This window comes from Ferruginibacter sp., from assembly GCF_031391665.1.
GTDB lineage: Bacteria > Bacteroidota > Bacteroidia > Chitinophagales > Chitinophagaceae > Ferruginibacter.
In genome coordinates, this window is sequence record NZ_JANMUN010000263.1 from 1 (window position 1) to 16,143 (window position 16,143).

Here is a 16,143-nt window from a genome sequence, read left to right on the forward strand (position 1 = left end):
TTATTATTCACACAAAAATTTGCGGCCTGTACCCATGCATCAGGTTCAAAGCCTTCATCATTTCTTAACTGTCTTCTAAAACTTTCAATTTGAGTTTTTACATAATCAACAGATATGGTAAAAGGAATTTTTAATTTTTCCCATGTTAAAGCCACAACAGCACTGTTATCTTTTTCATCTATAAACTGATACTGCAACCTTTCTGCACTTTCATTTAAAGGAATAGTTTTTACAACAACCCTTAATGCATCTTCTTTATCATTATAAAAATAAGAGCCCCACGAAGTGGAATTGTTACTAAAAATTAGCGTGGCATCGCCTGTACCCATTGCAATGAAAAAACCGTAAGTCCCTTTTGCTAAAGCTTTGCCTTCTATCATAACATCGGTACTAAAAGTAAATAGGGTATTTTCATTTGCACCGGCACGCCATGGTGCAGCCTTACTGGTACCAAAACCTAAATCGCTAAATCCTGTATGCACAAGGTCGCCCCAAATTTTTCCTTCTCTCCCTTTTACTGCCGGCCTGTCGTAATTGATAGTTACTTCAGTAATACCAATGCGTTCGCTTACCATAGCTTTTTTATTACCGCCATCCGCCGGGGTAATAAGTTTTTGTGCGGTACAAAAACTAAACATAGATAAGGCAAGAATAGTTGTAAAGAGTTTATTTTTTTTCATGACAGTTATTTTAATAAAAATAAAAAAATACCATCACATTTTTACTAAAACAGGATGAGTGGAAATAAATGAGGATTACGAATAATTGTAAAAGATGTTAGTCTATAAAAATTTTATGCAGTGCAGAGCAGTGTTCTAATAAAATATTATTATCTGCATCTTAATAAAAATCAGCATTTATTTATGTGCCCGTTTAAAAAACTGCTTGCATCTCTCCTTAAAATTTATTAAATTTATTACAGCTCTTATTCCTTCAGCTTTAAATTATATAATATGAACCTCTTACAAAAATTTGAGTACTGGGGTGACAGGCATCACCCAAAATGGCTGGATATTATTCGTATAGCATTGGGCATTTTTCTTCTGTACAAAGGCATCGATTTTCTGCGTAACACCAGCGACCTGGTGAGCCTCATGTCGTTAAGGTCGCCATTTGGATCTTTCTTAATTATTTTATTAGGTCACTATGTTACGTTTGCCCATATTTTGGGTGGCTTTTTTTTAACCATCGGCATGTTTACCCGTGCAGCCTGTTTAATACAAATACCTATACTGATTGGTGCCATTATTTTTGTAAACTCCTCTCAGGATGTATTAAGGCCATATTCCGAATTATTTTTATCTATTTTAATTTTGCTGTTGCTTATTTATTTCCTCATTGTGGGCAACGGGCCGCTTTCAGTTAAGTTTCCGGAAGAGGAAAAAAAGAGGAGCCAGAAATAATTTCTTTTGCGCTTTTTTTATGCCATGCATTGCCTGAAAGTTAATGCTATGCCCAAACAAGGTAAGCAATAAAAAACGGGCATTAATATTGCATACCTAACAGTTAGGAATGCCGCTTTATAACGGGCTACCTTTACCAGCAATTAAAAAAATAATTTGAAAGCAAGAGGAATATTTAAACAACAGTATGTATTAATACTGGTTTTATGTTTTTGTTTTACCAGTCGTGGTAATGCAAATCCTGAATATCTGCCCGGTAAAGATTCACTATCCACCAGTACCCAACAACAGGCAATTACTTTTATTGATAGTATTAAAATTTTAACACCCAGCACATTTTGGCCAAATATTAAACCGGCATTGTTTCTTCAAAATATAAAAATAAATATTCACAACCCCATAAGCATTTACCCTGGTAATGGCACTAACTTTTGCGGTTACGGTGCATTAACTTATTTACTATTAAAAGATGATCCTCTTGGTTATGCAAAATTATTATTGCAATTATATAAAGATGGGAAAGCGCAATTTGGCAACAGTGTATTCAATCCGTCGGCTGCAGTAAAAAAAGAAGCAGGCCTCATGAAATTCAAGGGTATTTTAGATATTCATCCTGCAGAACAAATGTGGTTTTTAGCGTTGGCAGATCATTACAAAGGCTACATTAATTTATTTAACCGAAAATATAATTCAGGTGATGAAGATACCCGGTGGGCATCGGTAAATTATGCCAAGTTTAACGGTATGGTAAGAAGTTTGCTGAGGTATAAAGTAAAAGCAAATGGTTCGGATCTTATTCGTCCGCATATAGGAAATCTTTATCAGTACATCAGTAAAAGATTAGCAACAGGTATGGTGGTGTTGTATATTAATAACCGTATAGTGCACAAAAAAAATCATGTTCAAATTAAAGTAAGTTTCCCCACCCATTTTGTTGTGGCCGAAAGCGTGAAGGAGGCAAATGGAATTATTACACTGGTGTACTGGGATTATGGTGGCCGAACACAAATGCAATTATCGCCGGCATTTTTTAAACGGATTATTTTTGGAATTACTTACTGTACAAAAAAACAAGTTGATGTTAACTAATATAATACGCTCCTTATTACCAGTACTGCCAGTATTTATTATTTTTTCGTGCTCACCTAAAAATATTTCTACAAAATATTATTATCAAAACGAAAAGGTGCTGGATAAAATTGAAGAAAACTATAAAAGTTTAGCACAGCAATCGCCATTTACGATTGGCTTTACATCAAGAGATTTTAAAACCATATCGTTTGAATTTATTACAGATACGCTGAGTTATGTATATGAATTTGCTGCCGGGGAAGCAAGGTTGAATGATACACTTAAAAAATTTCATTTAAATGCACCTAAAGTTAATGAGCTCATCAATCAAATGCAAAGCATACGCTGCACCTGGATTAAAAATTTTGATTACTATGTAGATGAGAAAAAGAATACCCTCATTTTTATGTCGATAAAACCTGTGGCATTAAAAGCGCCATTGGCTTACCATAAATATTATGTACTTACTTATTTTAGCCTGCCGCAATATTTTGATAGCGAAGGCAGGTTATTGGATAAAAGAAAAACACGACGGCTGCGGAAAATAAACGGCCAGATTTTTAACAGGATTAATGATAAAGTGTGTTATACCATTTCGGGTAAATTCAGGTAATGTTTTGTATAGAGAAAGTAAAAATAAACGGGTTATCTTTTTTTGATAACCCGTTTGTATTAATGATTAATTGGTTGCTTTTTTAGGATAAGGTGGCCGCTTAGGTTCCGGCGCAGGATTTTTTTCCAATTCTTTTAAAGCAATTTCAATGGCTTTTTCTAACTGCGGATCCCTGCCTTTAATTATTTCTGCAGGCCATTGTTCTACTTCTACATCAGGTGCAACACCTTCGTTTTCTACAACAAAACCATCCTTTGTCCAGATAGCTACATTGGGTGCAGTAACTCCACCTCCATCAATAAACTCAGGAAATCCTAAAATGCCAACAAGCCCTCCCCAGGTGCGTTTACCCACCAGCGTACCTACTTTAAATTTACGAAACATCCAGGGCAGCATATCTCCACCCGACCCTGCAGTTTCATCAATGATCATAACTTTTGGCCCCTGTATAGATGCACTGGGAGATTTTAAATCTTTACCATAACGCATATTCCAGTATGCCTGGTAAGGCCGCTGTAAAATATCAATATAATAATCGGCCAGTTGCCCGCCACCATTAAATCTTTCATCAATAATTATCGCTTTTTTATTGGCTTGCGGAAAAAAGTATCGTTTAAAATATTCATGCCCCAATCCAGCAGTATTAGGCACATACACATAAGCCACCTGCCCGTTGGTGGCGTCATTAACTTTTTTTAAATTACCTTCTACCCAGTTGCGGTTGCGTAATGCAAATTCATTTGCAACCGGAACAACTTTTACCACTCTCGATCCTTTATAATCGGGGTTGCTGCCAATAGTTAATTCTACAATTTTACCTGCGGTGTTTTCAAAAAAACGATACAGTTCATCCGCTGCGGTAACATCCTGCCCATTAACTGCCAGTAAATAATCACCTTCTTTTGCATTTACGCCAGGTTCGGTTAAGGGCGACCTTAAATTAGGGTTCCAGTTTAAGCCGCCATAAATTTTCTTAATGCGGTAGCGGTTTTTATCAACTGTATAATCTGCACCCAATAAACCACCACTAACTTTTTCGGGTGTATTCAGCAAGTCTCCTTCGCCGGTTAAACGATGATGCCCTACTGCAAGTTCGCTGCACATCCATTGTATCAAAACATTTAAATCTCTGCGGCAGGCAAGGTGAGGTAAAAAGACTTCATACTTTTTTTTCATGGCCAACCAGTTGGCACCATGCATTCCGGGGTCGTAAAAATAATCACGGTTAACCCTCCATGCTTCATCAAAAATTTGCGGCCACTCTGCCTCAGGCTCAATCTTTACCTGTATATCTGCAGTATTCAGCATACCTTTTCCAGGTTCATTTTTTTCTCCTGCGTTGCTGATGGCCCAGGCGGGTCCATTTTTATACAACATTTTTTTACCATCGGCAGAAAGTACAAAACCATCCATTGTGGTTACCTCAGCATCCTTGCGTTTTTTTATATCATATTTATGTAACATCCCTGTTTCAGGATTGTCATTACTGTAAGCAACATACAATAACTCATCTTCTTTTCCCATTGCCAGTTGTTCATAATTTCCCGGCTTAATGGGTAAATCGATAATGCGGTTTTGGATGCCTTCCCAATCTATGCTGAGCAATGCCGGTTTTTTGTCAACAGCATCTTTTTTTGTTTTAGAAGTATCCGCCGTTTCTTTTCCACCGGATCCTGCAGATATTTTTTCTTCATCACTTTCTTTTGAAAAAGGAGAAATAGTTTCTTTTTGCAGCGTAACCAGGTAAATAGAACTGCTGCTTTGCATATCGGCATTCGATTGATCGAACCAATTGAGTACCGGCCCTGCATTGGTAGATGCAAAAAAGTAGAGGTATTTATTGCCCCTGTCGAAAATTGGCTCGGCGGCATCACTTAATCCGTCGGTTAATGCAAATGATTTTTGCTGATCAACTGAATATAAAAAAATACGTTTAAATTGTGTAGCTGTTACTTTAGTGTAGGCTATCCATTTAGAATCTGCTGACCAGTCGCCAAATAAATTACGAAACGGGCCGGGTACGTATAATTCATCGGCATCAATTTTATCTATTGCACCTGTAGCCACATCCAGTACATACAGGTTACGGCCGTTATCAACAAAGTTTATTTTTTTTCCATCCGGCGACCATTTTGGAAATGCATAAAAGCCGGTTCCGTTAAGTTTAAATTTTTTTGCTTCGCCTTTTCCATCCTGCGATTTTATTTCAAGCTGGTATTCGCCGCCGGCATCCGAAAAATAGGCAATGCTTTTTGCATCTGGTGACCAGGCAGGAAATTTTTCATGAGCCGAAACAGTTTGTGTAAGATTACGGGCATCACCTTTTTCTGCAGGTACAGAAATTATATCTCCCCTGAAATCAAAAACAGCCCGTTGGCCCGAAGGAGAAAGTGCAGCACTTCTTATATACTTTGCACCTTTTACAAAACGTGGCCGCAGCTCCAGTAAGTCTGCAGCTATTCCAATTTTTAACCTGTTGGTATTTGTTTGCCCGGGAGAAAAAGTATGCAAATACCCCGCTTGCTCAAACACAATCATTCCGTTGCCGCCAGAAGCATTTACAACAGGAAAATCTTTAAAGCTGGTATGCTGTTCTATTTTTTTTGATGCAGTGTTGTAAGAAAACAAATTAAATTCTCCGTTACGGTCGCTTCTGAAATAAATAGTATTACCCATCCACATAGGATTAACATCATTACAGCCCCCTTCGGGTTGCGGAATTTTTAAGGTGTTATGATCTGCAAAAGTATATATCCAAATATTGGAGATGGAGCCGCCCCGGTAATGTTTCCATTGGCGGAAAGCATCGTTGATAGGATTGTAAGCCATTTGTTTTCCATCTGGTGAATAGGTTGCCCAACTGGCATTGGGAATATCTAATTGTACAGACATACCACCACTAAGCGGAACGGTAAACAATTGTCCGTACCTGTTAGAAAAAGTTACCCTTTGAGAAACAAACAACACCGATTTACCATCGTTTGAAAAGCCACGAACAATATCAGGTGATGGATGCCAGGTTAACCTGGTGGGGATGCCGCCTTCTGCCGGTACAGTGAAAACATCTACGTTGCCATCGTACTCTGCATTAAAAGCAATTGTTTTTCCGTCGCTGGAAAATACGGGGTTAGATTCGATGCCTCTGTCTACAGTTATGCGTCGTGGTTGCGATCCATCTCTGTTGGCAACCCATAAATCTTCGGCATAAATAAATGCAATGTTAGCTGCACTTATTGCAGGCTGTGCCAGCATACGGGTATCTTTTGTATCAATGGCAAATAAATCTGCTGGAAAAAACAATAACAGCGGTAGTACTATTGATTTAATTTTTTTCATAAAAATGGTTTAAGGGAGTTTAATGTAAAGTATTTAAAAAAGATAAAAATAATTAGCGGGTTAAAAAAAATAGCCAATAAAGGATGAATAAAACCGCATTCCGAAGTTACTTTAATAACTTAAACAATGCAATATTTTTTAACCCCTGTAATCTTAAAAAAATATTGAAATAAAGAAAGTGCCGGCATTGCATGCGCTGTTGTACTTTTACAAATGCAAACAAATACATTTCTGCTGTACGGAGCCAACGGATACACCGGCGAACTGATTGCCCGCTATGCATCACAATATAATTTACAACCCATACTTGCCGGAAGAAAAAAAGAATTAATAGAACCACTTGCCACCAAACTCAATCTGCCATTTAAAATATTTAGTTTAGATGATACCGTTGTATTACATGCTGCATTAAAAGAAGTAAAAGTGGTTATACATGCGGCGGGGCCATTTCAATTTACTGCAAAGCAAATGATAGAAGCCTGTTTACAAACCGGTACACATTATTTAGATATTAATGGAGATATTGCAGTATTTGAAATGATAAAAATTTACGATGCTGCAGCAAAAAAAGCAGGCATCATGCTGTTACCCGGCGCCGGTTTTGATGTGGTGCCTACCGATTGTATTGCGCTGCAATTAAAAAAATTATTACCTGATGCTGTGGCTTTACAATTAGCTTTTGCAAGTGTGGGTGGCGGGCTTTCTCATGGTACAGCAATTACTATGGCTACTAAAGCAGGCGAAGGCGGTTGTGCAAGAAAAGATGGAAAAATAATTCGTACACGATTGGGGCAAAAAGGAATGTGGGTTGATTTTGGTGCAAAGCGATTGTTTGTAATGAGTATTCCATGGGGCGATATTTCTACTGCATATTTTACCACGGGCATTCCGGATATAGAAACTTATACCGGTATTTCTAAAAAGATATACCATGTTTTAAAACTGCAACCTTTATTTAACTGGCTGTTGCGTACAAATGTTATGCGTAACTACATCAAAAATAAAATTAAACAAAAAACTGCCGGGCCAAGTGATGAGCAAAGAGATAAAGCTATTGGTTTTGTTTGGGGGCAGGCAATAAATGCAGCCGGCAAAAAAGTTACCGTGCGGCTAAGCGGCCCTGAAGGCTATACTTTAACCACACACAGTATATTAATTATTACACAAAAAGTGCTGAGCGGAAATTTTACACCCGGCTACCAAACACCAGCCATTGCTTATGACGAAAATTTAGTAATGGAAATACTGGGAGTACAAAGAGAAATTGTTGAGCAATGATTTTTTTATTTTACAAAATCAGTTCTTGAAAAAATGCCAGGCTGTGCATGATCGCCTTCTTTAAACATAATAGCAACAAAATTTACTCCTGCAATTTCTGTAAGATTATAAGTTACATCTGCCATGTAAACTTCGGGGCCGCTGGAGCCCATTTGTTGGGTTAGATATTTACTGTTGCTTACTTTTACAAACATTGTATCGTTAGATAATTTTAAAAACTTCAAAGGAATTTCAGGATAAGTATCGTTAAGCATTTGTATAATATTAAGTACTGTTACCGAGTCTGCAGCTAAAGGTGTTGTTCTTTTCATAATTACTCCTGTTTTTGGTGCAAGCTCTGCCGACCAAAAATAATGACCATCAATTTTTATATTGCTGCTATCGGTAACAGTACTTAAAACAGCAGTGTCGCTATCCGTATTTTTTTCTTCAGATTTTTTTGTGTTGCAGGAAAAAACTGTAATAATTATTACAATTAAAAAAAAATGCGTTTTCATTGTTATCATTTTATTGTAGATGTATAATACTTTCTTCACCTTGTTTTTTGGATGTCTCTATACAAAAAATAAAAATACTATTTCGATTCTTTTGCCAGTTTCCTCAGCACTACCCATTGCTTTAATGCTTCTCTTGCTTCCACCGCCGGGTAACCCAATATTTTTTTACCATCTTCCCAATTACTTAAAACACCGGAGCCGCCGCCAACCTGTACACCATTGCCCAATATTACATGATCAGATATACTTGCACTGCCACCCACCACAACGCCATCACCTAATGTAACGGATCCGGCTAGCCCACTGCTTCCTGCCATTATGCAGCAACGGCCCATTTTACTGTTGTGACCAATTTGTACCAGGTTATCAATTTTACAACCATCGCCAATTACTGTTGCACTAAACTTTCCCCTGTCAACACAACTGTTGGCACCAATTTCTACACCGTTGCCAATAATTACATTTCCAATATGCGGAATTTTTAAAAGTCCTTTTCCATCGGGGCTGGGGCGAAAACCAAACCCATCTGCACCAATAGATGCATTGGGATGAATAATACAATAGCTTCCAATAACACATCTTTCTCTAACCACTGCGCCACTCCAGATGGTGGTGTTGTTACCGATTGTTGTATCATCTAAAACAGTGGTGTTGGCATACAAAATTACATTGTTGCCAAGCGTTACGTTTTTTCCTACATAACAACCTGCACCAATTTTACAACCACTACCCATTGTTACTGTTGCATGTACCACTGCTTTTGGGTGAATGTCTTCGTCAAATGCTGGCGCATCAGGAATAAAAAGTTCCAGCAATTCTGCCATAGCAATATCAGCATTTTTAACTTTTATAAAAGCCCTGTTTGCTCCCGGTTCTAAATCAATATCTGCATTAATAATTGCAGCGCATGCTTTGGAGGTTTCCCAAAGTTTTATATATTTTCTGTTGCCAATAAAAGTTATTTGAGTATTGCTTGCCTGCTCCAGTTGTTCGGGGCCGGTTATGGTTTGTGCAGTACTGCCCACTATAACCCCTTTAAGTTTTTCATTTATCTGTTCAATACTAAAAGATTTCATTAGTTTGTTTTTGGTTAAAGTATGAATGTACAATTTATTCCCGGCAAAATATTTTTACAAATCGAAGGGTGTGCATTTCAAATTGTAGCTAAAGCATCAGGCTGGGCAGCAAATTTAACGCAGAGAAAATGAGAAAAGGAGTTATCGCAGAGGTTCTCAGCGTAAACTCTCCATCTCATTTTCTCTGCGTTGAAAAAAATATGGCGACTATTTGTAGTGCCCGCAATCAAAGTTTAGCAACTACAACGCAAAAATTAATCAGTAACTTTCCTCTCTAAAAAAATAAAATTGAAAATATTTATTATAACTCCGCTACTGTTCATCAGCAGTACTATTTTTTGCCAGGATACCATTTCTATAAAAGATATTCCTGCTGCCGAAAGAGTGATAGGGCTGCAATTTAAACAAACAGAAAGAGATTCTCTTTTTGATGATGTTAAAAATACTTTGAAGGAATTTAATAAAATGCGGCAGCATAAATTAGATAACAGTGTGCCATTAAGTACCTGGCAAACTCCCGTATTACCGGGTATGATTTTTAATAATAAACAAAATGCGGTTAACTGGAAAATTCCTGCAAAAGTTAGTTTGCCAAAAAATAAAAATGAACTGGCATTTTATTCTGTTCTGCAATTAGCCTCTCTTATAAAAAATAAAAAAATAAGTGTTGTTGAGCTCACTCAATTTTTTATTGACCGTATAAAAAAATATGGCGACACCCTGCAATGCGTTATTGCTGTTACAGAAAATTTAGCTATGCAACAGGCGCAGCAGGCCGATAAAGAAATTGCTGCCGGAAAATACCGTGGCCCATTGCATGGCATTCCTTATGGTTTAAAAGATTTGTTTGCTGTTAAGGAACAAAAACTACCTGGGGTGCAGCACCCTATAAAAATCAAACTATTGAGGAAGATGCGTATGTATTTACCAAATTAAAAGATGCAGGTGCTGTGCTTATTGCAAAATTCACATTGGGTGCATTGGCCATGGGAGATTATTGGTATGGCGGCCGCACAAAAAACCCATGGAATTTAAAAAGAGGTTCCAGCGGTTCTTCTGCAGGCTCAACTGCGGCTACTGTTGCAGGTTTGGTGCCCTTTGCCGTTGGTACCGAAACATGGGGCTCCATCATTTCTCCATCTACCAATTGCGGCGCTACAGGTTTGCGGCCTACTTTTGGCAGCATCAGTCGCAGCGGTGCCATGGCATTAAGTTACAGTCTTGATAAAGTTGGCCCCATTTGCAGAAGTGCCGAAGATGCTGCAATTGTATATAATTTTTTACATGGCACCGATGGTAAAGACCAGGCTGCTGTAAACATGCCTTTTAATTATACCGGTAAAACTGATTTTACAAAACTTAAAATTGCTTATGCTAAAAATTATTTTGATAAAGGCGATACTTTGGGTAATGAATTAAAAGTTTTGGAAGTGTACCGTAAGCTCGGTGCCCAATTAATTCCGGTTGATTTTCCTGATTCCACAGTGTATAATTTTGATATTATGAGCATTATCATCAGTGCAGAGTGTGCCGCACAGTTTGATGATTTTACAAGAAGTGAAATGGATGATATGATGACGAGGCAGGGGAAAAATGACTGGCCCAATCAATTTCGTTCGGCACGTTTTATACCTGCGGTAGAATATATAAATGCTTACCGCCATCGTTATTTGCTGATGCAAAAAGTAAATGCCATCATCAACCAATACGATGTTTTTATTTGCCCCACTTACGGTGGCAACCAGGTAGCCATCACCAATCTTACCGGTCATCCTGCAATTTGTTTCCCGACAGGATATAATAAAAATAATTTACCCACTAACATTACTTTGGTTGGCAAATTATACAGCGAAGCAACTTTGTTAGCCGCTGCCAAAGCCTACCAGGATGCAACCGAATTTAATAAGCAACATCCGGAATTTTTTAAATAGCTAATACATTTTAAGTTAAAGACAGTTGCCAATAATTACTCCATCAAATGTTTCTTTCTGAATGCAGAGGGATTTTCACCGGTAATTTTTTTAAAAATTTTATTAAAGTAAGAAATGTTTGCAAAGCCGCTTTCGTAACATGCTTCTGTAACATTTTTGTTTTGCAGTAATAATTTTTTGGATTGATTTATCCGGAATTGATTTAAAAAATGGGTAAAGGTATAATGAGTTGATTTTTTAAAATACCTGCAAAATGCTGCGGTGGTAAGGTTGCACATTTTTGCAACAGCATTCACGTCAATTTCATTTTGATAATTGGCTTCAATAAAATGATAGATCTTTTGTAAACGTTGCTGTTCCTTTAATACCGATGCACTGGCAATTGGTCTTGCTTTCAGCATTTCTACTTCTTCACTTTTAGCTAATAAATTAAAAACCTGCAACAGCGTAATGAGTTGTTCAAAATGCGGTAATACTGTTAATTGTTTTAATTTTTCGCCGGCTAATTGTTTTGTTGCCCCGTAAAACGCCAAACCAGTTTTTGCTTTTTCAAACAACTCTTTTATTGCTGCTATTTCTGGCAATGAAAAAAAATCAGTGCCTAAAAAGTTTTCTTTCATTTGAACCACTACAGTATCCACGGTTGTTTTTACGCCATAGTCAAAATTTAAGTGTGGAATGTTGGGGCCAATTAATGCAATATCACTGCCTTCGTATTTAGAAATATGATCGCCGATGTGTCGAAATCCACTGGCCGCTTCTACATAAACAATTTCGTATTCCGGATGAAAGTGCCAGTAAAACAACTCATTCAAATTGGGTGTAAGCAGTATCCTGAACGAACTGTCACTATCACTTGTTATGGTTTCTAATTTTGCTTTCATTTGCGCCAATTTTGCAAAGCTGCTCTTAAAAATAGCAAAATATATCAATACAGTACAAATAGCTGCCATTGCAGAGGTTGATTACCGCCCCCTTACAAAGTTATTTTTGTATTAACGATTACAAATTCATTTATTAAAAATAAAATAGTGTTATATGGAACAAAAAACAATGGTGCCCACAATGGCTCCAACAATGCAACCGGACAATGCTCATAAAGATATTCCCGGCAATCCTTCTACTGCAAAAAGCAGTGCTGTTAAATTAAACGACCGAAGCAATGGTAAACCACTTAAAGTATTAACCGAAGCCGACTGGAATTTTTGGATCACTAACGGATATATTGTTATAAAAAATGCGGTACCCAAAGAACAGGCATTGGCAACTGCAAATTTTTTATGGGAGTTTGAAGAGAAAGACCCACACAACCCAGATACCTGGTATGCGCCACCACGGGCAGAAATGAAAATGAAAGAATTAACTAACACAGGAATGGTGGAAGTTTATAATAATCAGCATTTATGGAATAACCGCATGACACAAAAAGTGTATGATGCATTTGCAGATATTTGGGGAACAGAAAAACTATGGGTTACCATCGACAGGGCTAATCTTAATTTTCCGATAAAACCAGGGTTTGAACAAAAAGGATTTATTCATTGGGATTACGACCCCGAAACAAAACCTGTAAACGTACAGGGTGTAGTTGCACTGGCAGATCAAACAGATGAAAATATGGGAGGCTTTCAATGTTTACCAGATCTGTTTCGCAATTATGATACATGGAAATTAACGCAGCCCGAAGACCGTGACCGTTTTAAACCCGATACAACTGGTTTTGAATTTGTAAAAGTAAAAATGGAAGCAGGTGATCTTTTAATTTTTAACAGCCTTCAACCGCATGGCATACGCCCTAACAAAAGTGCCAATAAAGTTCGGGTGGCACAATATATTTCAATGATGCCTGCAGAAGAAAATAATGAAGCGTTGCGCCAATGGCGGATAAATTCCTGGAAAGACAGTATTGCGCCTGAAGGATACGCTTTTCCCGGCGACCCACGCAATTGGGAACAAACAAAATATGGCAGGGCACAATTAAATGAGTTGGGAAAAAAATTATTAGGATTAGAAAAATGGTAGTGCAATCATTTTAGTGAATATTATTTTTTTTGTAAAGATTATACCAATTAGACATTGAATCTATCCGATTAAAAAAGTGTCAGGTTGAGCTTGTCGAAACCGGTGCAATGTCAACCCGCCTTCGATAAGCTCAGGCTGACAGTATTCTTTCAATGTCTAAGTGGTATTAAATTTTAATTGTTGTAGCTTTTGAAGGAATAGAATGAAAGTAATATACTTTGATGAGCTGCATCAGTACAAAAAATTAAATCTCTTTTTGAGGAGTTAACACCAACTGTGCATGTAATTTTGTAAGTGTTTCTTTTGCATTGCTGCACAAACCGGGGTGTGTTTTTGAAGTTTGCACAATAGTACTTCTTGTTGCAGTAAGCCAGCGAAAGCGTGAAGCCATATCTAACTTTGCAATTTCTCCTGCAGCAGTATCGCCATTACAAATCTTTTCAAAAACATTCAGGTGTTCACACAATGCTGTCATATCTAAATAGCCTGCAAAAATTTTTAACCTTTCTTCATCAACTGTAAACATGGTTTGCAAAAACTGTAATGGCTTGCAATACAATATTACTCCCACGTTTAGAAATTCTTCCCTTTCTACACGAGGCACAATGCGTATTACTGCGTATTCAAATAAGTGATGCTCTTGCATGTTGTGCTTCTTTTACAAATATGGTGGATGATTGAATTCTTATAATTAAAAACTGTACATAAATATTTTTCATTTCCGCAACTGTAGCATTAAATGTATTGTCAGCAAGCCATTCATCAGGGATTAATGCAACTATGGATCGAAGGCGTTCTGTTGTAAGCAATGCGCTAAAAACTTTATCAACTGTTTCCAGTTCGCTTGCAAGCGGTAAAAGAACATGATCTTTAATGGGCACAAAAGGACGCATTGCCTGCCCCTTCCAATTGCCACCGCTGTGGTGAAAATATAAAGCTGCACCATGGTCTATCAGCCACAATTCTTTTTTCCACATCAGCATATTAGTGTTACGGGCAGTACGATCTACATTGGTCAGCAATGCATCGAGCCATACAATTTGCGAAGCCATAAACGGATCAATAGTAACCACCGCAGCATCAAAACTAATAGCTCCGGCCAAATAATGAATGCCTAAATTTAATCCTTCGCTTTTCCGAAGCAATTCCTGTATCTCTTCATCAGCCTCTGTTCTGCCAAAGGCGCTGTCTAAATTCGCCAATACAATTTCAGGAACTTTAAATCCCAACATACGGGCAATCTCTCCACCAATCAAATCGGCAATCAACGCTCTAACGCCCTGGCCTGCACCACTAAATTTTAATACATATAAAAAGTCATCATCTGCTTCGGCAATTGCAGGCAACGATCCGCCTTCACGTAAGGGCATTACATAACGGGTAACATTTACTTTTCTTAATGGTGGTTGTACATCACCCATATACTAATTTAAAAAAATTATTTAGGATTAGGTATTTTGATTACAAATGTATTTGAATACCTGTTTTAATTGCCCCGGTCTTTAAACCGGGATTTGCAATAAAAATGTTAAAGGCTTTAGCCACATTATTTAAAAGTCTTTTGCATTTTGGCTAAAGCCTGAAAGCGAATTACTATTTTTCCCCGGGCTAAAGCCACGGGGCTATTAAAGTATTTACGCTTTAAATAGCTTATTGCGTAGCTAACAGCTACTAATAATGGTTACATAAAAGATACAGCGGCTATTCCTCTTCATCGTCATCAGTATAAATTTCATACCCAGTTCCTGCTTTCCATTCTTCTTTAGGTACTTCTTTACCACCAATTAAATCTGCCACAAGCGATGTCCACCCGGTTTGATGGCAGGCACCTAAACCAGCGCCGGTATCACCATGAAAATATTCGTAAAACAATACTAAATTTTCGTTGCCGGGTTTGTTGTAAAACCAGTTGTAGTCGCCGTAAGATTTTCTGCTGCCTTTTTCATCTTTGGCAAACAGGCTGATCACTCTTCGTGTAAGCAGTTCCGAAACTTCTATCAAATTCATCATGTTACCCGAGCCAACAGGGCATTCCACTTTTAAATGATCGCCATAAAATTCGCCATACTTTCTAATTGACCGGATGATGAGGTAATTAATAGGCATCCACACAGGGCCACGCCAGTTGCTGTTGCCGCCAAAAAGATTACTGGTAGAGTCGCCGGGGTCGTACTGAATGCTGTACACTTCTCCATCAACAGTTACCGAGTAAGGATTTGCTTCGTGATACTTTGATAAAGCCCTGATGCCGCCGCCTGATAAAAATTCATCCTCGTGCAGTAAACGGTTTAATAAAAATATCAGCCGGTCTTTTTGCACTAACGAAATTAAAATTTCATCGCTGTCGCCACGTTCTTCGTTGGGCCAAAAGCGGTTATTTTTTTTACGGTAATTTTCAAACCAGTCAATACGCTTTTTAAAATCGGGCAGCTTATCAAAAATATCTTTATCGATAGTACTTACTGCAAACAAACTGGTAAGCCCCACAATACTTTGTATCCGTAAAGGCAACGGATCGGCACCGGCAATACATAAAGTATCGTAAAAAAATTTGTCCTCATCATTCCACATGGCGTGGCTGTTAAGCGATTCGGAAATAAATACAAAGTGCTCAAAAAACTTTGTTGCCGAATCTTCAAACGCAATATCGTGGCGGGAAATTTCTATTGCCATATCCATCATGTTCAAAGCGTACATGCCCATCCAGCTTGTACCATCAGCCTGCTCTAACTGCATTTCGTTGGCAAAATGATGACTGCGGTTAAACACCCCAATATTATCCAGGCCCAAAAATCCGCCTTCAAAAATATTATTACCATTACGGTCTTTACGGTTTATCCACCAGGTAAAATTGATGAGCAGTTTTTGAAAAACCCTTTTTAAAAAAACCACGTCACCCTCACCGTAAGTTTCTTT

General features: G+C 37.8%; 13 protein-coding genes and 1 pseudogene. 6 read left to right on the forward strand and 8 right to left on the reverse strand.

What is annotated here, in order from left to right; all coding sequences use genetic code 11:
- Positions 1–680, reverse strand: a 680-nt coding sequence (locus ACY651_RS20320; RefSeq protein WP_462255353.1) for a DUF2911 domain-containing protein, incomplete at its 3' end; no start/stop codon positions are given.
- 273 nt (positions 681–953) lie between these two features.
- Here ACY651_RS20320 and ACY651_RS20325 point away from each other — a divergent pair.
- The 3 genes from ACY651_RS20325 (at position 954) to ACY651_RS20335 (ending at position 3,087) form a co-directional block, all read left to right on the forward strand.
- Positions 954–1,403 (forward strand): DoxX family protein, encoded by a 450-nt coding sequence (locus ACY651_RS20325; RefSeq protein ID WP_462255354.1) that lies wholly within the window; start codon positions 954–956, stop codon positions 1,401–1,403.
- Positions 1,404–1,559: 156 nt separating this feature from the next.
- Positions 1,560–2,492: a hypothetical protein gene (locus ACY651_RS20330; protein ID WP_462255356.1), complete on the forward strand. Its 933-nt coding sequence runs from the start codon at positions 1,560–1,562 to the stop codon at positions 2,490–2,492.
- Entirely contained in the window at positions 2,482–3,087 is a 606-nt protein-coding gene (locus tag ACY651_RS20335) for a hypothetical protein (RefSeq protein WP_462255357.1), read from the forward strand. Before ACY651_RS20330 ends, ACY651_RS20335 begins: the two co-directional genes overlap by 11 nt.
- 66 nt (positions 3,088–3,153) lie before the next feature.
- Here the strand turns inward: ACY651_RS20335 and ACY651_RS20340 are convergent, their stop codons facing one another.
- Positions 3,154–6,423 (reverse strand): S41 family peptidase, encoded by a 3,270-nt coding sequence (locus ACY651_RS20340; protein ID WP_462255358.1) that lies wholly within the window; start codon positions 6,421–6,423, stop codon positions 3,154–3,156.
- 213 nt (positions 6,424–6,636) lie between these two features.
- Between ACY651_RS20340 and ACY651_RS20345 the strand changes: the two genes are divergently transcribed.
- Positions 6,637–7,701 carry a saccharopine dehydrogenase family protein gene (locus ACY651_RS20345; protein WP_462255359.1) on the forward strand — a complete coding sequence of 355 codons (1,065 nt, stop codon included), beginning with the start codon at positions 6,637–6,639 and terminating at the stop codon, positions 7,699–7,701.
- A 5-nt stretch (positions 7,702–7,706) separates the two neighbouring features.
- Here ACY651_RS20345 and ACY651_RS20350 read toward each other — a convergent pair whose 3' ends face one another.
- Together ACY651_RS20350 and lpxD are read right to left on the reverse strand one after the other, a co-directional pair.
- A complete protein-coding gene (locus ACY651_RS20350) occupies positions 7,707–8,198 on the reverse strand; it encodes a hypothetical protein (RefSeq protein WP_462255360.1) in 492 nt (163 codons plus the stop codon).
- Positions 8,199–8,275: 77 nt separating this feature from the next.
- Positions 8,276–9,274: a UDP-3-O-(3-hydroxymyristoyl)glucosamine N-acyltransferase gene (gene lpxD / locus ACY651_RS20355; RefSeq protein ID WP_462255361.1), complete on the reverse strand. Its 999-nt coding sequence runs from the start codon at positions 9,272–9,274 to the stop codon at positions 8,276–8,278.
- 531 nt (positions 9,275–9,805) lie between these two features.
- Here lpxD and ACY651_RS20360 point away from each other — a divergent pair.
- Positions 9,806–11,205: pseudogene (locus ACY651_RS20360) on the forward strand (amidase).
- A 35-nt stretch (positions 11,206–11,240) separates the two neighbouring features.
- Here the strand turns inward: ACY651_RS20360 and ACY651_RS20365 are convergent.
- Positions 11,241–12,089 (reverse strand): AraC family transcriptional regulator, encoded by an 849-nt coding sequence (locus ACY651_RS20365; RefSeq protein WP_462255362.1) that lies wholly within the window; start codon positions 12,087–12,089, stop codon positions 11,241–11,243.
- Positions 12,090–12,243: 154 nt separating this feature from the next.
- Here ACY651_RS20365 and ACY651_RS20370 point away from each other — a divergent pair, with 154 nt between their 5' ends.
- The gene (locus ACY651_RS20370) at positions 12,244–13,227 is read left to right on the forward strand and encodes a phytanoyl-CoA dioxygenase family protein (RefSeq protein WP_462255363.1); all 984 of its coding nucleotides are present in this window, start codon (positions 12,244–12,246) and stop codon (positions 13,225–13,227) included.
- Positions 13,228–13,471: 244 nt separating this feature from the next.
- On the opposite strand, the gene ACY651_RS20375 is transcribed toward ACY651_RS20370, so the two are convergent.
- The 3 genes from ACY651_RS20375 to ACY651_RS20385 form a co-directional block, all read right to left on the reverse strand.
- Positions 13,472–13,873 carry a DUF3037 domain-containing protein gene (locus ACY651_RS20375; protein ID WP_462255364.1) on the reverse strand — a complete coding sequence of 134 codons (402 nt, stop codon included), beginning with the start codon at positions 13,871–13,873 and terminating at the stop codon, positions 13,472–13,474.
- On the reverse strand, positions 13,851–14,648 hold the full coding sequence (locus tag ACY651_RS20380; RefSeq protein ID WP_462255366.1) for a HipA family kinase: 798 nt from the start codon (positions 14,646–14,648) through the stop codon (positions 13,851–13,853). The genes ACY651_RS20375 and ACY651_RS20380 overlap by 23 nt, the downstream gene beginning before the upstream one ends.
- A 280-nt stretch (positions 14,649–14,928) precedes the next feature.
- The coding region (locus tag ACY651_RS20385) for an MGH1-like glycoside hydrolase domain-containing protein (RefSeq protein ID WP_462255367.1) at positions 14,929–16,143 on the reverse strand (1,215 nt) is incomplete at its 5' end.